The following is a 15,041-nucleotide window of genomic DNA, read 5'->3' on the forward strand; positions in this document are numbered from 1 at the left end:
ACATGACAGCTCGCGGAGCAGCGACGGAGGCAGGGCTTCACTTCGTCGAATCAGGTTACGGATCGCCCCGGTCGCCGCCGTACGTTGACGGACGTCCTGCCGAGGCGTAACTTGCGCCCGCCGAGGTTTCCATCTTTTCATCCGAATGAAAAGATGGAACGAAGAGGGAAGCCGGTGCAAATCCGGCGCTGCCCCGCAGCGGTATGTGGAAACGACCTTCGCCAGACGCACTGGGCACAGCTGCCCGGGAAGCGGCGGACAGTAGGCGGCCGGCCCTCGCCGGCCACGTCCACGAGCCCGAAGACCTGCCTCGGCCGGAGTCCGGACGCGCCGCGAAATGCGGCGCGCACGGGCGCCGATCGGCCTGGCTCTCCGCGGGGAGCGCCGCGCCCGCCGCGCGCACCGCGGCGGGCGTGTTGCACCCCGCGCGAGCCGGATCGCCCGCGGGGGCGAAGGTCACCGGTCCAGCCATGCGTGCTGGCGATCCTTCGTTCCTCTTTGCCCATCCATGCAAGAGGAATCATCCATGTCACTCGTCACTTATCCCGGCTTTCCGCGCATCGGCCTCAAGCGCGAGCTGAAGCGCGCGCTGGAATCCCATTGGCACGGCGACGCGCCGGCCGAAGCCCTGCTCGAAACCGCCCGCACGCTGCGCGCGCGGCACTGGCGGCTGGCGCGCGAGGCCGGCGCCGACGTCGTGCCCTGCAACGACTTCAGCCTGTACGACCACGTGCTCGACACCGCCGTGCTGTTCGACGCGATCCCGGAGCGCTACCGGCCGGTGTACGCCGAAAGCCGTCTGGACGGCTATTTCGCGATGGCGCGCGGCCACAAGCGCGGCGGGCACGACCTGCACGCGCTGGAAATGACCAAGTGGTTCGACACCAACTACCACTACCTGGTGCCCGAGCTGCACGCCGGCCAGCGCTTCGCCCTCGTGGGCGACAAGCCGCTGGCGGAGTTCCGCGAGGCGCAGGCGCTGGGCCTCCGGGCGCGGCCGGTGCTGCTGGGGCCGGTGTCCTTCCTGCTGCTGTCCAAGACCGTGGACGGCAGCGACCGGCTGGCCCTGCTCGACGCCCTGCTGCCCGCGTATGCCGAACTGCTACAGCAACTGGCCGCGGCCGGCGCGGACTGGGTGCAACTGGACGAACCCTGCCTGGTGCTGGACCAGGACGCGGAAGACCACGCCGCCTACCGCCGCGCCTACGCGGCGCTTGCCACGGCGGGTGGACCGAAGATCCTGCTCGCCAGCTACTTCGGCGCGCTGGGCGACAACCTCGCGCTCGCCGCCGGGTTGCCGGTGGCCGGCCTGCACGTCGACCTCGTGCGCGCGCCGCAGCAGCTAGACGCGGTGCTGGACGCGTTGCCGGCCGGGCGCGTGCTCAGCGCCGGCGTGGTCGACGGCCGCAACGTGTGGCGCAGCCGCCCCGACCGTGTGCTGCCGCTGCTGCGCACCGCGCACGAGCGCCTGGGTACAGATCGCGTGTGGTTGGCGCCCTCGTGCTCGCTGCTGCACGTGCCCATCGATCTGGAGGCGGAGACCGCACTGGACGCCGCGCGCCGCGCCGGCATGGCGTTCGCGCGGCAAAAGATCGAGGAACTGCGCGTCTACGCCGACGCGCTGGCCGGCCACGCGGAAGCCGAGGCCGCGCTGCAGGCGCAACAGGCCCTGCTCGACCGCCAGGCGCAACAGCCCGGCGTGCGCAATCCCGCCGTGCGCGCCCGCCTGCACGAACTGGGCCCGCAGATGGCGCTGCGCCGCTCGGCGTATGCCACGCGCCGCGCAGCGCAGGCCGAGGCGCTGCCGCTGCCGCCCCTGCCCACCACCACGATCGGCTCGTTCCCGCAGACCGACGAACTGCGCAAGGCGCGCGCCGCGCACCGCGGCGGCAAGCTGGGCGACGCCGCCTACGAGGCCCTGCTGGAAGCCGAGGTGGCGCGCGTGGTGCGCTTCCAGGAGGAGATCGGCCTGGACGTGCTCGTACACGGCGAGCCCGAGCGCAACGACATGGTGGAGTACTTCGGCGAGCAGCTCGACGGCTATCTGTTCACCAGGCTCGGCTGGGTGCAGAGCTACGGCTCGCGCTGCGTGAAACCGCCGGTGATCTGGGGCGACGTGGCGCGCCCCGCGCCGATGACGGTGCGCTGGGCGCGCCTCGCACAGTCGCTCACCGGGCGGCCGATGAAGGGCATGCTCACCGGCCCGGTGACCATGCTGCAGTGGTCGTTCGTGCGCGACGACCTGCCGCGCGAAACCGTGTGCCGCCAGATCGCGCTGGCGCTGCGCGACGAGGTGCACGACCTGGAGGCCGCCGGCATCAAGGTGATCCAGATCGACGAGCCCGCGCTGCGCGAAGGCCTGCCGCTGCGCCGCACCGACTGGCCCGGCTACCTCGCCTGGGCGGTGGAATGCTTCCGCATCGCGGCCGGCGGCGTGCGCGACGCCACCCAGATCCACACCCACATGTGCTACTCCGAGTTCAACGACATCATCGAGGCGGTGGCCGCGATGGACGCCGACGTGATCTCGATCGAGACCAGCCGTTCGCGGATGGAGCTGCTGGACGCCTTCGTGCGCTTCCGCTACCCCAACGGCATCGGCCCCGGCGTGTACGACATCCACTCGCCGCGCGTGCCCACGCAGCAGGAAATGCTGGCCCTGCTGCGCAAGGCGCTGCGGGTGCTGCAGCCGGGCCAGCTTTGGATCAATCCCGATTGCGGGCTGAAGACCCGCGGCTGGCCCGAGGTGGAGGCGGCGTTGCGCGCCATGCTGGCCTGCGCCCGCCAGCTGCGCGAGGAACTGGCGACGGCCGGGGCCGGCTGACCCGGCGGCCGGCGGCCCCCTGCACGGGCCGCCGGCCATCCAGACGTCTGAACAGGGAACTAACCAGCCCGCCCCCAGAATCCCCGCGGGCTGCAAAAGGCCGAACGGCAAGGTATGATGCCGCACCCTTTTATCTCTTTATCCGTACACGAGGATATAAACGCGATGTCCAGTCACCTGTTCACCTCCGAGTCCGTCTCCGAGGGCCATCCGGACAAGGTCGCCGACCAGATCTCCGACGCCGTGCTCGACGCGATCCTCGAGCAGGATCCGCGCGCCCGCGTGGCCTGCGAAACCATGGTCAAGACCGGCGTGGCGATCGTCGCCGGCGAAATCACCACCAGCGCGTGGATCGACCTCGAGGCGATCACCCGCAAGGTGATCCTCGACATCGGCTACGACTCCAGCGACGTCGGCTTCGACGGCGCCACCTGCGGCGTGCTGAACCTGATCGGCAAGCAGTCGCCCGACATCAACCAGGGCGTGGACCGCAAGAAGCCCGAGGAACAGGGCGCCGGCGACCAGGGCCTGATGTTCGGCTACGCCACCAACGAAACCAAGGACGGCATGCCGGCGGCGATCTACTACTCGCATCGCCTCGTCGAGCAGCAGGCCAAGGTGCGCAAGAAGGGCAAGCTCAAGTGGCTGCGCCCGGACGCCAAGAGCCAGGTCACCCTGCGCTACGACAACGGCACGGCGACCGCCATCGATGCCGTGGTGCTGTCGACCCAGCACGATCCGGACGTCAAGCAGAAGGACCTGATCGAGGCCGTGCGCGAGCACATCCTCAAGCCCGTGCTGCCGGCCAAGCTGCTGCACAAGGGCACCAAGTTCCACATCAACCCGACCGGCAAGTTCGTGATCGGCGGCCCGGTGGGCGACTGCGGCCTGACCGGCCGCAAGATCATCGTCGACACCTACGGCGGCTGGGCCCGCCACGGCGGCGGCGCGTTCTCCGGCAAGGATCCGTCCAAGGTGGACCGTTCGGCCGCCTACGCCGCGCGCTACGTGGCGAAGAACCTCGTGGCCGCCGGCATCGCCGACCGCTGCGAGGTGCAGGTGAGCTACGCCATCGGCGTGGCCGAGCCCACCTCGATCTCGGTGACCACCTTCGGCACCGGCAAGATCAGCGACGACAAGATCGAGAAGCTGGTGCGCAAGCACTTCGACCTGCGCCCGTACGGCATCCTCAAGATGCTGGACCTCATCCACCCGATGTACCAGCAGACCGCCAGCTACGGCCACTTCGGCCGCAGCCCGTACGAGGTCAAGGACAAGAACGGCAAGGTCTACACCGCGTTCTCGTGGGAGAAGACCGACAAGGCCGAGGCGCTGCGCGCCGACGCCAGGCTGAAGTAAGCCGCTTCATCATCCCCGGTGCGGCGCCGCTGGCGCCCATCCGGCGGGCAACATCGAAACGGGCCGCGCAAGCGGCCCGTATTCGTTTGCCCTTGCCGTCGCGGAATCGGTGGCGGCCCCGGAGGCTTTGCCTAGCCGTCCCGGTCGCGGCGCGAGGCGACCACCACGGCTTTCTTGCCGCGCGGATGGTGGGCCGCCAGGCGGGTCGAGGCATGCCGCACGCGGTGCTTGGGCGTGGTGCGGCAGGCGGTGCTGCGGCTGGCGCCGCAACTGCGGCTGGCCACGGCCACGCGCTTGCCGTGGCGCGGCTGGCGCACATGCCCGCGACGCTGCGAAACCGGCGCGGTGTCGGCCTGCGCCGTCTGGATCGGCGAGATCGCTTCCAGGATGCGCGAAGCGCGGCTGCCGGCGGCCTGCGCCACCAGTACCGGCGGGGTCTGCTGGCCGTCGAAACCGTCGTCGAGCAGGCGCGCCATCAGGTTGTCGCGCACGGCCGCGGTGCGGCTGCCCAGCACCACGGCGAACAGGCGGTGGCCGTCGCGCACGGCGGTGGAGGCGAGGTTGAAGCCGGAGGCGTCGGTGAAGCCGGTCTTCAGGCCGTCCATGCCGGGGTAGCGGTACATCAGGTGGTTGTGGCCGCGCACGATGTGCCCGCGGAACACGAACTCCTGGGTGGCGAAGAAGTGCGCGTACTGCGGGAAGTCGCGGTACAGCGCCATCGCCAGCTTCACCAGGTCGTGCGCGGTGGAGAGGTTGTTCGGATCGGGCAGGCCGGAGGCGTTCGCGAAATGCGTGTCGCTCATGCCCAGCAGGCCGGCCTGCGCGTTCATCATGTCGGCGAAATGGCTCTCGCTGCCGCCGATGCCTTCGGCCATCACGGTGGCGGCATCGTTCGCCGACTTGGTGATCATGCCGAGGATGCAGTCCTGCACGGAAACGGTCTGGCCGGCGCGCAGGCCCAGCTTGGTGGGCGACTTGCCGGCGGCCCAGGCGGACACCGGCATGGCCTGGTCGAGGCGCAGCCTGCCGGTCTTCAAGCCCTGGAAGGTGAGGTACAGCGTCATCATCTTGGTCAGCGACGCGGGGTAGTCGCGCTGGTCGGCATTGACCTGCTGCACCACCTGGCCGCTGGTGCCGTCGACCACGATGGCCGCGTAACCGGCATGCGCCGAACTGGCGACGCCGCCGAGGCCGCACAGCAGCATCAGCAGCAGGATCGCACGCAGACGACCCAGCGCCCCCCCCAGCCTCATGGACTCGATGGCCACCCGAACTCCTCGCAAACGGATTGCAGCAATACCCAGCGTGCCCGCGACCTTAGCGCAAGGGAACGTGAAATTCCATAGGCAATACTTGAATTAAATTCGTTAAACCGATGTTCCACAATGAATTATCCGGAGCCAAACCCGGCCCTCAGCGGACCGTTCCCACGGCCGCCCGCTAGAATGGGCGGATGTCCCTGATCCAATTGCAGCGCGTCGACTTCAGCATCGGCGGCCCCCTCCTGCTCGAACACGTCGATCTGTCGATCGACCGCAACGAGCGCGTGTGCATCGTCGGCCGCAACGGCGAAGGCAAATCCACCCTGATGAAGCTGATCGCCGGCGAGTTGCAACCCGACGACGGCGAGGTGCGCGTGCAGGGCGGCATCGTGGTCGCGCGCATGGCGCAGGAGGTGCCGCAGGGCACCGCCGGCAGCGTGTTCGACGTGGTGGCGCAGGGGTTGGGCGATCTCGGTCACTTGCTGGCGCGCTATCACCACCTGCTGCACGAGGGCGACCTCGATGCGCTGGGCGAGGTGCAGGCACAGATCGAGGCGCGCCACGGCTGGGACCTGGACCGCCGCGTCACCGAAGTGCTGACCCGGCTGGAACTGCCCGCCGACACCGATTTCGCCGCGCTCTCCGGCGGCATGAAGCGCCGCGTGCTGCTGGCGCAGGCGCTGGTGCGCAAGCCCGACGTGCTGCTGCTCGACGAGCCCACCAACCATCTCGACATCGAGGCCATCGGCTGGCTGGAAGGCTTCCTGAAATCCTTCGACGGCAGCCTGGTCTTCATCACCCACGACCGCAGCTTCCTGCAGGCGCTGGCCACGCGCATCGTGGAGATCGACCGCGGCCAGCTCACCGACTGGCCGGGCGACTACGACAACTACCTGCGCCGCCGCGAGGAGCGCCTGCACGCCGAGGCACAGGCGAACGCGCTGTTCGACAAAAAGCTGGCGCAGGAAGAAGTGTGGATACGCCAGGGCATCAAGGCGCGGCGCACCCGCAACGAGGGCCGCGTGCGCGCGCTGAAGGCGCTGCGCGTGGAGCGCGCCGATCGCCGCGAGCTGAGCGGCAAGGTGAGGATGACCGCAGCGAACGCGCAGGCTTCCGGCAAGAAGGTGATCGAGCTGGAACACGTGCACCAGAGCTACGGCGGCCGCGTGCTGCTCGACGACCTCGACACCACCATCCTGCGCGGCGACCGCGTGGGCATCATCGGCCCCAACGGCGCCGGCAAGAGCACCCTGCTCAAGATCATGCTCGGCGAGCTGCAGCCCGAGCGCGGCAACGCCACGCTGGGCACCGGCATCCAGGTCGCCTACTTCGACCAGCACCGCCTGCAACTCGACGACACGCAGAACGCGCTGGACAACGTGGCCGAAGGCCGCGAGTCCATCGAGCTCAACGGCCAGCGCAAGCACATCATCGGCTACCTGCAGGACTTCCTGTTCTCGCCCGAGCGCGCCCGCGCGCCGATCACCCGGCTTTCCGGCGGCGAACGCAACCGCCTGCTGCTGGCCAAGCTGTTCGCGCAGCCCTCGAACCTGCTGGTGATGGACGAACCCACCAACGACCTCGACGTCGAGACGCTGGAACTGCTGGAAGAACTGCTCACCGACTACCAGGGCACCCTGCTGCTGGTCTCGCACGACCGTGCCTTCCTCGACAACGTGGTCGCCAGCACCATCGTGCTGGAAGGCGGCGGCAAGGTCGGCGAATACGTGGGCGGCTACAGCGACTGGCTGCGGCAGCGCCCCGCCCCTGCCCGCGAAGGCCAGGATCCGGTTGCGTCAACGCCAGCCCAGGCCGGACCGCCGCCGGATTCCGGCCTGCGCCGGAACGACGGCCAGAAGCGCAAGCTGAGCTACAAGGACCAGCGCGAACTCGAACAACTGCCCGCACGCATCGAGCAGCTCGAAACCGACATCGCCGCCCGCGGCGAAGCGATGAACGACCCCGCGTTCTTCCAGCAGGACAGCGGCGCCATCGTCAAGGCGAACGAAGCGCTGGCGAAGCTGCAACTGGAACTGGAAAACGCCTACGCGCGCTGGGCGGAACTGGACGGCTGAACCCGGCCGCCCGCAGGCTCAGGCGATCACTCCCGACGCACCGCGGAAACCTTCGCGCCATGCACGAGCCGCCTCGCTGACCGTCAGCTGCGAGGCCATGCCGGGTCCCGGGGCGCCCTGATCGAACAGGCGACGGCGCGCGATATCCATGCCGCATGCATGGCAAGTCGCATGCCAACCGCTGGCCGCGGAAATCGCCTTGCGGATCAAGCCCTGGCGCGGATGCCGTGGCGGGAACGATGCGACGCTCCGTCCGCATGCGGATCGGGGCGTCCGCATGCGGACGCCCCGATCAGAGTCAGTGCGCCTCGCGCGACCGGTGCGTGCCGTTCTGCATCAGGCGGTCGGTCCAGGCGATGCCGATCGCGGAAAGGATGAAGACCACGTGGATGATGGTCTGCCACATCACTCCCACCGGGGTGAGCGTGGAGCACTTCAGCCCGAAGCCGTTGGTGCCGGTGTCGGCGATGCTGGCCAGCACCTCCGGCGAGCAGAACGGCAGGCCTTGCAGCGCGCCGGCGGCGATGAAGGTCTTCAGCAGGTGGATCGAGGAGATGCCGATGATCGCCATCGCCAGCTTCACCTTCAGCACCGAGGCGTTGACGTGGCTGAGCCATTCCGGCTGGTCGGGATGCTGTTCCAGGCGCAGGCGCGAGACGAAGGTCTCGTAGCCGCCCACGATCACCATGATCAGCAGGTTGGAGATCATCACCACGTCGATCAGGCCGAGCACGATCAGCATGATCTCCTGCTCGCCCAGCTTGGGCGCCTCGTGGATCAGGTGCCACAGCTCCTTGCCGAACAGGAACACGTAGACGCATTGCGCCACAATCAGGCCGAGGTAGAGCGGGAGCTGCAGCCAGCGGGCGCTGAAGATCAGCAGGGGAAGCGGGCTGAGCCGGGGCTTCGCATGTTCTTGCATGAAAAACTTCCGAACGGCGCCCCAGCGTAACGGCCCCGGGGCGGTGCTGCCAAGCCCCGCTCAACCGGTGTTCTGCAGGCCCTGCGCCACGCCGTTGACGCAGGCCACCAGCGCCTGCAGCAAGGCGTCGTCCTGGCGGTCGCCGGCGCGCCAGCGCTTCAACAGGTCCACCTGCAGCAGGCTCATGGGGTCGATGTAGGGGTTGCGCAGGCGGATCGAGGCGGCGAGGCGCGGATCGCCCTGCAGCAGTTCCTTTGCCCCCTTGAGCCTGAGCACCCAGGCGCGGCTACGCTCGAACTCGGCGCGGATCAGGGCGAAGAACGGCTGGTGCAGTTCGCCGGCCAGCCGCGAGAACGCCTCGGCGATGGCGAGGTCGCACTTGGCCAGCAGCATCTCCACGTCGTCCAGCGCGTTCGCGAAGAACGGCCAGTCGCGCGCCATCTCGACCATGGCCGGTTCGCCGTATTCGGCGGCGCCCCATTCCAGCGCGCTGCCCAGTCCGTACCAGCCGGTGATGATGGAGCGGCATTGGGTCCAGGCGAACACCCAGGGGATCGCGCGCAGGTCCTCCACGCCGCGCATGCTGCGCCGGCGCGAGGGGCGCGAACCCAGCGCCATGCGTTCGATCACGTCGATCGGCGTGGCGCTGCGGAAGTAGTCGACGAAGCCCTCGCGCTCGACCAGCGCGCGGTAGGCCTGCCGGCTGCGCGCGGACAGCGCGTGCATGCGCTCGCGCCACTGCGCCTCGCGCGCGTCCTCCTCGCGCGGACGCAGGCTGGCTCGCAGCACGGCGCCCACGGTCTGCTCCATGTTGCGCAGGGCCAGCGCGCGGATGCCGTACTTGCGGTGGATCACCTCGCCCTGCTCGGTGACGCGCAGCACGCCGGCCACCGCGCCACGCGGCGAGGACATCAGCGCCGGCGTGATGCGCGCGCCGCCGCGGCTGGCCGAACCGCCGCGGCCGTGGAAGAACGCCAGCGCGATGCCGTGTTCGCGCGCCACCTCCAGCAGTTCCACCTGGGCGCGCTGCAGGCTCCAGCGCGACGCCAGCGTGCCGCCGTCCTTGCCGCTGTCGGAATAACCCAGCATCACCCACTGGCGGTCGCCGCGCGCGGCGAGGTGCGCGCGATACAGCGGGTCGGCCAGCAGCGCGCGCAACGTGGCCGGCGCGTTGCGGAGATCGTCGATGGTTTCGAACAGCGGGGCGATGTCCAGGGGGACATCGCTTGTTGCAGATGACGCGCCTTCTGCGTTCGTCCCCAAGCTCTTATCAAACAGCGCGCTTCTTGCGTTCGCCTCCCCGCTCTTATTAAACGACGCGCTTCTTGCGTTCGCCTCCTCTCCCCTCCGGGGAGAGGATTGAGGTGAGGGGACAGGGCTTGCGGGTAACTCCCTCGGGGATTGAGGTGAGGGGTCGGGGCTTGCGGGTAGCTCCGTCGAAGGCTGAGGTGAGGGGTCGGGGCTTGCGTGGACATCGCTATTGCTGCCCGCAGCGCCGACAGCCCCACGCAAGCTCGTCCCCTCACCCCGGCCCTCTCCCCGCAGGGGAGAGGGGGAAGATCCCGCCACTTCGACCAGGCCGCCATGCCTCGCCAGCGCCAGCACCGCCAGCACGTCGGCGGCGGAGCGGGCCATGCTGATGATGTACAGGCCGGTGGCCGCCGGGCCGTAGCGGCGGCGGGCATCGTGCAGGGCCGCGAACACGGCGCGCAGCGAGGCCGCCACGCTGTCCTCGCTGGCGGCGAAATCGCGCTCGCCACGCAAACAAGCATGCAGTGCAGTCACGCGTTCATCGACGTTGCGCCCAACCCAGTCGGCGTCGCCGAACAGCGCGGCCAGCGCGTCGTCGTGCACGCGCGAATCCTGACGCGCATCGAGCCGCGCAAGGTGGAAGCCGAAGCTGCGCACGCGCCAGATCAGCCGCTGCACCGCATAGGCGCCTGCATGCAGGCCGCGATGGTCGACGAGGCTGGCGGCGATCAGTTCGAGGTCGTCGCGCAGCTCGTCGGCGGATGCGTAGGCTTCCGGATGGCCGTCCTCGTGGGTGGCTTCGAGGCGCGCGCCGATCAGGGTGAGCAGACAGCGGTAAGGCATGTCCGCGTGGCGCGGGCGGATACGCGCTGCGGCCTGCGGGAAACGCGCGCGGTAGTCGTCCAGCCGCTGCTGCAGGCGCGGCTCGACCTGCACGCGACCGTCGGTCTGGCTGAGCAGGCGCGCCAGTGCGGAGACGTCGGAGATGTAGCGTCCCAGCACCTGCGTGCGCTGGCTGGCCAGGCTGGCGGCGATGGTGTCGGCGCCCACGTTGGGGTTGCCGTCCATGTCGCCGCCCACCCAGGTGGCGAAGGAGAGCAGGCGCGGCAGCGGTACGGCCACGCCGTAGACCGCCTGCAGCGCATCGGCCAGCGCCTCGTACAGCGCCGGCACGATGCGGTAGATCGGATCGGCGAGATAGAAGCCCACGTGGTCGCGTTCGTCCTGCACGCTGGGCCGCACCGGCGAGGCCTCGGCGGTCTGCCAGCCGACGGTGAGCGCCATGTGGATGCGTTCCTCGTCCTCGCCGCGCTCCTGCGGCGTGCGCCCGGCGTCGAAGCCGTCGATCAAGGCGCGCACGATCGCCTGCTCCTTCTCCAGCAGCGAGGCGCGCACCGCTTCGGTGGGATGCGCGGTGAACACCGGCTCCACCTCCAGCCGCAGCAGCCATTCCAGCAGTTCGTCCGCGGTGACGCCTTGCGCCTTCAACCGCGCCAGCACGTCGCGCAGGGATTCCGGCTGCGGGGCGCCGCCCTCGCGCTGGTAGTCGCGGCGGCGGCGGATGCGGTGCACGCGCTCGGCGATGTTCACCGCGTTGAAATAGGTGGCGAAGGCGCGCGCCAGCGCTTCGGCGTGCGCGGTGTCCAGGCCGCCCAGCGGATCGGCCAGCCCGGCCAGCGGCGCGCCCTCCTGCCGCCGCGCGATGGCGGCGACGCGCACGCGCTCCACCTCGTCCAGAAAGCCCGGCGCCACCTGCTCGGCCAGCATGCGGCCGACCAGGGCGCCCAGTTTGCGCACGTCGTCGCGCAGCGGGGCATCGGGCAGGGCGGGCTCGGGACTGCGGGTGGCGTTCATCACGACGGCATCGGCTCGCAGGGGGCGGAACCCCCAAGACTAGCGCATGCGCGCCTCGTTTGCTGCAATGCCGCAAAACCCTTCGCCCGACGCTGCGCGCCCTGCCGGAAACACGCCCCTGCCCGCCCCGCTATAATCGCCCTTCCCCGTCGAGGGGCGCTGCGACCGCGACCAGTTCACGGCCAGGCTCGACGGCATCCTTCCGAAACGGCGCCCGGTTTTTCCCCAACGAAACCGGAGCAGTACATGAACGCCGCACTGAAGGAAAACAGCCAGGACTACAAGGTCCGCGACATCGGCCTCGCCGATTTCGGTCGCAAGGAACTGGACATCGCCGAGCACGAGATGCCGGGCCTGATGTCGATCCGCCGCAAGTACGCCGCCTCCACGCCGCTCAAGGGCGTGCGCGTCACCGGCTCGCTGCACATGACGATCCAGACTGCGGTGCTGATCGAGACGCTGAAGGACATCGGCGCCGACGTGCGCTGGGCCTCGTGCAACATCTTCAGCACGCAGGACCACGCCGCCGCCGCCATCGCGAAGACCGGCACGCCGGTGTTCGCGTGGAAGGGCGAGACGCTGGAGGAATACTGGGACTGCACGCTGGACGCGCTGTCCTTCCCCGACGGCAAGGGCGGCTTCCTCGGCCCGCAGCTGGTGGTCGACGACGGCGGCGACGTGACGCTGCTGATCCACAAGGGCTACGAGCTGGAAAAGGGCGACGAGAGCTGGGTCGACAGCGCCTCGGGCAGCCACGAGGAGCAGGTCATCAAGAACCTGCTGAAGCGCGTCGCCAGGGAGCGCCCGGGCTACTGGACCCGCGTCGTCGCCGACTGGAAGGGCGTGTCCGAGGAAACCACCACCGGCGTGCATCGCCTGTACCAGCTCGCCGAAGCCGGCAAGCTGCTGGTGCCCGCGATCAACGTCAACGACTCGGTGACCAAGAGCAAGTTCGACAACCTGTACGGCTGCCGCGAGTCGCTGGCCGACGGCCTGAAGCGCGCGATGGACGTGATGCTGGCCGGCAAGCTGGCCGTGGTCTGCGGCTACGGCGACGTGGGCAAGGGCTGCGCGCACTCGCTGCGTGCCTACGGCGCGCGCGTGGTGGTCACCGAGATCGACCCGATCAACGCGCTGCAGGCGGCGATGGAAGGCTTCGAGGTCAACACCGTCGAGAGCACGCTCGGCCGCGGCGACATCTACGTCACCACCACCGGCAACAAGGACGTGCTCACGCTTGCGCACATGCAGGCGATGAAGGACCAGGCCATCGTCTGCAACATCGGCCACTTCGACAACGAGATCCAGGTCGACGCGCTGAACACCAGCGGCGCCGAGCGCCTCAACATCAAGCCGCAGGTGGACAAGTACACCTTCAAGAACGGCAACAGCATCTTCCTGCTCGCCGAAGGCCGCCTGGTGAACCTGGGCTGCGCCACCGGCCACCCCAGCTTCGTGATGTCGAACTCGTTCTCCAACCAGACGCTGGCGCAGATCGACCTGTGGGCGCACAAGGACAGCTACACCGCCAAGGTCTACATCCTGCCGAAGAAGCTCGACGAGGAAGTCGCGCGCCTGCATCTGGAAAAGATCGGCGTGAAGCTCACCACGCTCAGCGCCGAGCAGGCCGCCTACCTCGGCGTGCCGGTGGAAGGCCCGTACAAGCCGGACCACTACCGCTACTGATCGGAAGATTCCGGTACGGTCGAAACGAAACGGGCGCCGCGAGGCGCCCGTTTTTCGTGGGCCGCGCGAAACTTGAACGACTAGGACAATTGTCCTACGATGCCGACAAGACTAGGACAATCGTCCTACCACCCGCCATCGGCAGAACCGCCCATGAAGGAAACCGGCACGACCCGCGACGCGATCGTCGGAATCGCCGACACGCTGTTCTACGAACGGGGTTTCGAGCGCACCTCGTTCTCGGACATCGCCGACGCCGTCGGCATATCTCGCGGGAATTTCTACTACCACTTCAAGAGCAAGGACGAGATCCTCGATGCGGTGATCGCGGTACGCAGCCGCAACACGCGCGACATGCTCGCTCGCTGGGAAGCACGCAGCGCCGGTCCCGCCGAACGCATCCTCTGCTACATCCGCATCGTGCTGACCAACCGCGGCAAGATCATGCACCACGGCTGCCCGGTCGGCAGCCTGAGCGTCGAACTGGCCAAGCTGGACCACCCCCTGCGTCCCGACGCGAGCGCCATCTTCCAGGTGTTCCGCGACTGGCTGGCCGCCCAGTTCGCGGCACTCGGGCGGGCGAAGGATGCCGATGTGCTGGCGATGCATGTGCTCGCCTTCAGCCAGGGCGTGGCCGTGATGGACAACGCCTTCCGCGACAAGGCTTTCGTCCAGCGCGAGGTCGAACGCATGGCGCGATGGCTCGCGGACATCGCCGCCACACCCACCACCTGACACAGCGGAGTAGCGCCATGTTCGTCGTATTGCTCAAGTTCTCCAGCCAACGCGATCAGGCCGCGCATCTCATGGCGGCCCACAGCGAGTGGTTGCGCCATGGCTTCAAGGACGGCGTATTCTTGCTGGCCGGCAGCATCCAGCCGGCCGCCGGCGGCGCCATCCTCGCGCACGATGTTTCTTTCGCCGATCTGCAGCAGCGGGTGGATGCCGATCCATTCGTTGCCGAAGGCGTCGTCAAAGCGGAGATCATCGCCATTTCGCCCGCCAAGGCCGACCTCCGGCTCTCCTTCCTTCTGGGCTGACCCATCGGGACACCTCCATCATGGATACGACGATCATTGGCCCGGATGGGAAACCGCGCTGCCGCTGGTGTGCTGCGGCGCCCGAGTTCCTCGACTACCACGACATCGAATGGGGTTTCCCCGTCGCCGACGACCGGCGCCTGTTCGAGAAACTGAGCCTGGAAGGATTCCAGTCCGGGCTCAGCTGGCGCACGATCCTCGCCAAGCGCGAAAATTTCCGACGCCAGTTCCACGATTTCGACTTCGAACGGATCGCCCGCTTCAACGCCCGCGACGTGGAACGCCTGCTCCAGGACCCGGGCATCATCCGTCACCGCGGCAAGATCGAAGCCGTCGTCAACAATGCGCGACGCATGCGCGAACTGGTCGAATCGGAAGGCTTCCTCGCGGCCTTCGTCTGGCGCTACGAACCCGTTCGATCGACCGCCCCACCACAAACCGCTTCGACTTCCCCGGAATCCGTTGCCCTGTCGAAGGAACTCAAGAAGCGCGGCTGGAAGTTCGTCGGCCCCACGACGGTCTATGCCTTCATGCAGGCCATGGGACTGATCAACGACCATGTCGTCGGCTGTGCCATGCGCAAACAAGTGGACCGCGCGCGCAAGGCATTCCACAAGCCCGCTTGAAAATTCATGGATGCAGCCGCCTGAATCGATCGAGGCCGGTCATTTACCGGATGCGAAAGGGCCGTTCCGAGGCAACCCTTCTCATGCCTGGACGAGTCGCGCCATGGCGCATACCCATCGAGCGCACCGAGTGCGCCATCGT

General features: G+C 68.5%; 11 protein-coding genes and 2 riboswitches. Of the genes, 7 read left to right on the forward strand and 4 right to left on the reverse strand.

Features of this window, described 5'->3' with window-relative positions:
- The first annotated feature begins 106 nt into the window (after positions 1-106).
- Positions 107-328: riboswitch (cobalamin riboswitch) on the forward strand.
- 198 nt (positions 329-526) lie between these two features.
- Both metE and metK read left to right on the forward strand, forming a co-directional pair.
- Positions 527-2,824, forward strand: coding sequence for a 5-methyltetrahydropteroyltriglutamate--homocysteine S-methyltransferase (metE, locus tag PCA_RS12940; RefSeq protein ID WP_181303031.1), 2,298 nt, complete (start codon positions 527-529; stop codon positions 2,822-2,824).
- Between the two features lie 165 nt (positions 2,825-2,989).
- Complete coding sequence (metK, locus tag PCA_RS12945) at positions 2,990-4,183, forward strand: methionine adenosyltransferase (RefSeq protein WP_181303032.1); 1,194 nt, start codon at positions 2,990-2,992, stop codon at positions 4,181-4,183.
- Positions 4,184-4,314: 131 nt separating this feature from the next.
- On the opposite strand, the gene PCA_RS12950 is transcribed toward metK, so the two are convergent.
- The gene (locus PCA_RS12950) at positions 4,315-5,451 is read right to left on the reverse strand and encodes a D-alanyl-D-alanine carboxypeptidase family protein (RefSeq protein ID WP_343204451.1); all 1,137 of its coding nucleotides are present in this window, start codon (positions 5,449-5,451) and stop codon (positions 4,315-4,317) included.
- Positions 5,452-5,636: 185 nt separating this feature from the next.
- On the opposite strand from PCA_RS12950, the gene PCA_RS12955 reads away from it, so the two are divergent.
- Positions 5,637-7,520 (forward strand): ATP-binding cassette domain-containing protein, encoded by a 1,884-nt coding sequence (locus PCA_RS12955; protein WP_181303033.1) that lies wholly within the window; start codon positions 5,637-5,639, stop codon positions 7,518-7,520.
- 18 nt (positions 7,521-7,538) lie between these two features.
- Here the strand turns inward: PCA_RS12955 and PCA_RS17630 are convergent, their stop codons facing one another.
- The 3 genes from PCA_RS17630 to PCA_RS17635 all read right to left on the reverse strand — a co-directional run bounded on the left by PCA_RS17630 (position 7,539) and on the right by PCA_RS17635 (position 11,547).
- Positions 7,539-7,670: a hypothetical protein gene (locus PCA_RS17630; RefSeq protein ID WP_255436838.1), complete on the reverse strand. Its 132-nt coding sequence runs from the start codon at positions 7,668-7,670 to the stop codon at positions 7,539-7,541.
- A gap of 148 nt (positions 7,671-7,818) precedes the next feature.
- Positions 7,819-8,442 (reverse strand): TIGR00645 family protein, encoded by a 624-nt coding sequence (locus tag PCA_RS12960; protein ID WP_181303034.1) that lies wholly within the window; start codon positions 8,440-8,442, stop codon positions 7,819-7,821.
- A gap of 60 nt (positions 8,443-8,502) precedes the next feature.
- Positions 8,503-11,547 (reverse strand): phosphoenolpyruvate carboxylase, encoded by a 3,045-nt coding sequence (locus PCA_RS17635; protein WP_255436840.1) that lies wholly within the window; start codon positions 11,545-11,547, stop codon positions 8,503-8,505.
- A 145-nt stretch (positions 11,548-11,692) separates the two neighbouring features.
- A riboswitch (S-adenosyl-L-homocysteine riboswitch) is annotated at positions 11,693-11,770 on the forward strand.
- Between the two features lie 23 nt (positions 11,771-11,793).
- On the opposite strand from PCA_RS17635, the gene ahcY reads away from it, so the two are divergent.
- The 4 genes from ahcY (at position 11,794) to PCA_RS12990 (ending at position 14,899) form a co-directional block, all read left to right on the forward strand.
- On the forward strand, positions 11,794-13,233 hold the full coding sequence (ahcY, locus tag PCA_RS12975) for an adenosylhomocysteinase (protein ID WP_181303035.1): 1,440 nt from the start codon (positions 11,794-11,796) through the stop codon (positions 13,231-13,233).
- Between the two features lie 153 nt (positions 13,234-13,386).
- Entirely contained in the window at positions 13,387-13,968 is a 582-nt protein-coding gene (locus PCA_RS12980) for a TetR/AcrR family transcriptional regulator (RefSeq protein WP_181303036.1), read from the forward strand.
- Between the two features lie 17 nt (positions 13,969-13,985).
- Positions 13,986-14,273, forward strand: a complete 288-nt coding sequence (locus PCA_RS12985) for a YciI family protein (protein ID WP_181303037.1) — start codon at positions 13,986-13,988, stop codon at positions 14,271-14,273.
- A 20-nt stretch (positions 14,274-14,293) separates the two neighbouring features.
- The gene (locus PCA_RS12990) at positions 14,294-14,899 is read left to right on the forward strand and encodes a DNA-3-methyladenine glycosylase I (protein WP_181303038.1); all 606 of its coding nucleotides are present in this window, start codon (positions 14,294-14,296) and stop codon (positions 14,897-14,899) included.
- The last annotated feature ends 142 nt before the right edge of the window (positions 14,900-15,041 follow it).

It is taken from the genome of Rhodanobacter sp. PCA2 (genome assembly GCF_013620825.1).
Lineage (GTDB): Bacteria > Pseudomonadota > Gammaproteobacteria > Xanthomonadales > Rhodanobacteraceae > Rhodanobacter_A.

Bases quoted from the DNA above. Each gene is read 5' to 3' on its own strand.
- metE (WP_181303031.1), top strand. From the start codon at position 527: ATGTCACTCGTCACTTATCCCGGCTTTCCGCGCATCGGCCTCAAGCGC.
- metK (WP_181303032.1), top strand. From the start codon at position 2,990: ATGTCCAGTCACCTGTTCACCTCCGAGTCCGTCTCCGAGGGCCATCCG.
- PCA_RS12955 (WP_181303033.1), top strand. From the start codon at position 5,637: ATGTCCCTGATCCAATTGCAGCGCGTCGACTTCAGCATCGGCGGCCCC.
- PCA_RS17630 (WP_255436838.1), bottom strand. From the start codon at position 7,670: ATGGATATCGCGCGCCGTCGCCTGTTCGATCAGGGCGCCCCGGGACCC.
- PCA_RS12960 (WP_181303034.1), bottom strand. From the start codon at position 8,442: ATGCAAGAACATGCGAAGCCCCGGCTCAGCCCGCTTCCCCTGCTGATC.
- PCA_RS17635 (WP_255436840.1), bottom strand. From the start codon at position 11,547: ATGAACGCCACCCGCAGTCCCGAGCCCGCCCTGCCCGATGCCCCGCTG.
- ahcY (WP_181303035.1), top strand. From the start codon at position 11,794: ATGAACGCCGCACTGAAGGAAAACAGCCAGGACTACAAGGTCCGCGAC.
- PCA_RS12980 (WP_181303036.1), top strand. From the start codon at position 13,387: ATGAAGGAAACCGGCACGACCCGCGACGCGATCGTCGGAATCGCCGAC.
- PCA_RS12985 (WP_181303037.1), top strand. From the start codon at position 13,986: ATGTTCGTCGTATTGCTCAAGTTCTCCAGCCAACGCGATCAGGCCGCG.
- PCA_RS12990 (WP_181303038.1), top strand. From the start codon at position 14,294: ATGGATACGACGATCATTGGCCCGGATGGGAAACCGCGCTGCCGCTGG.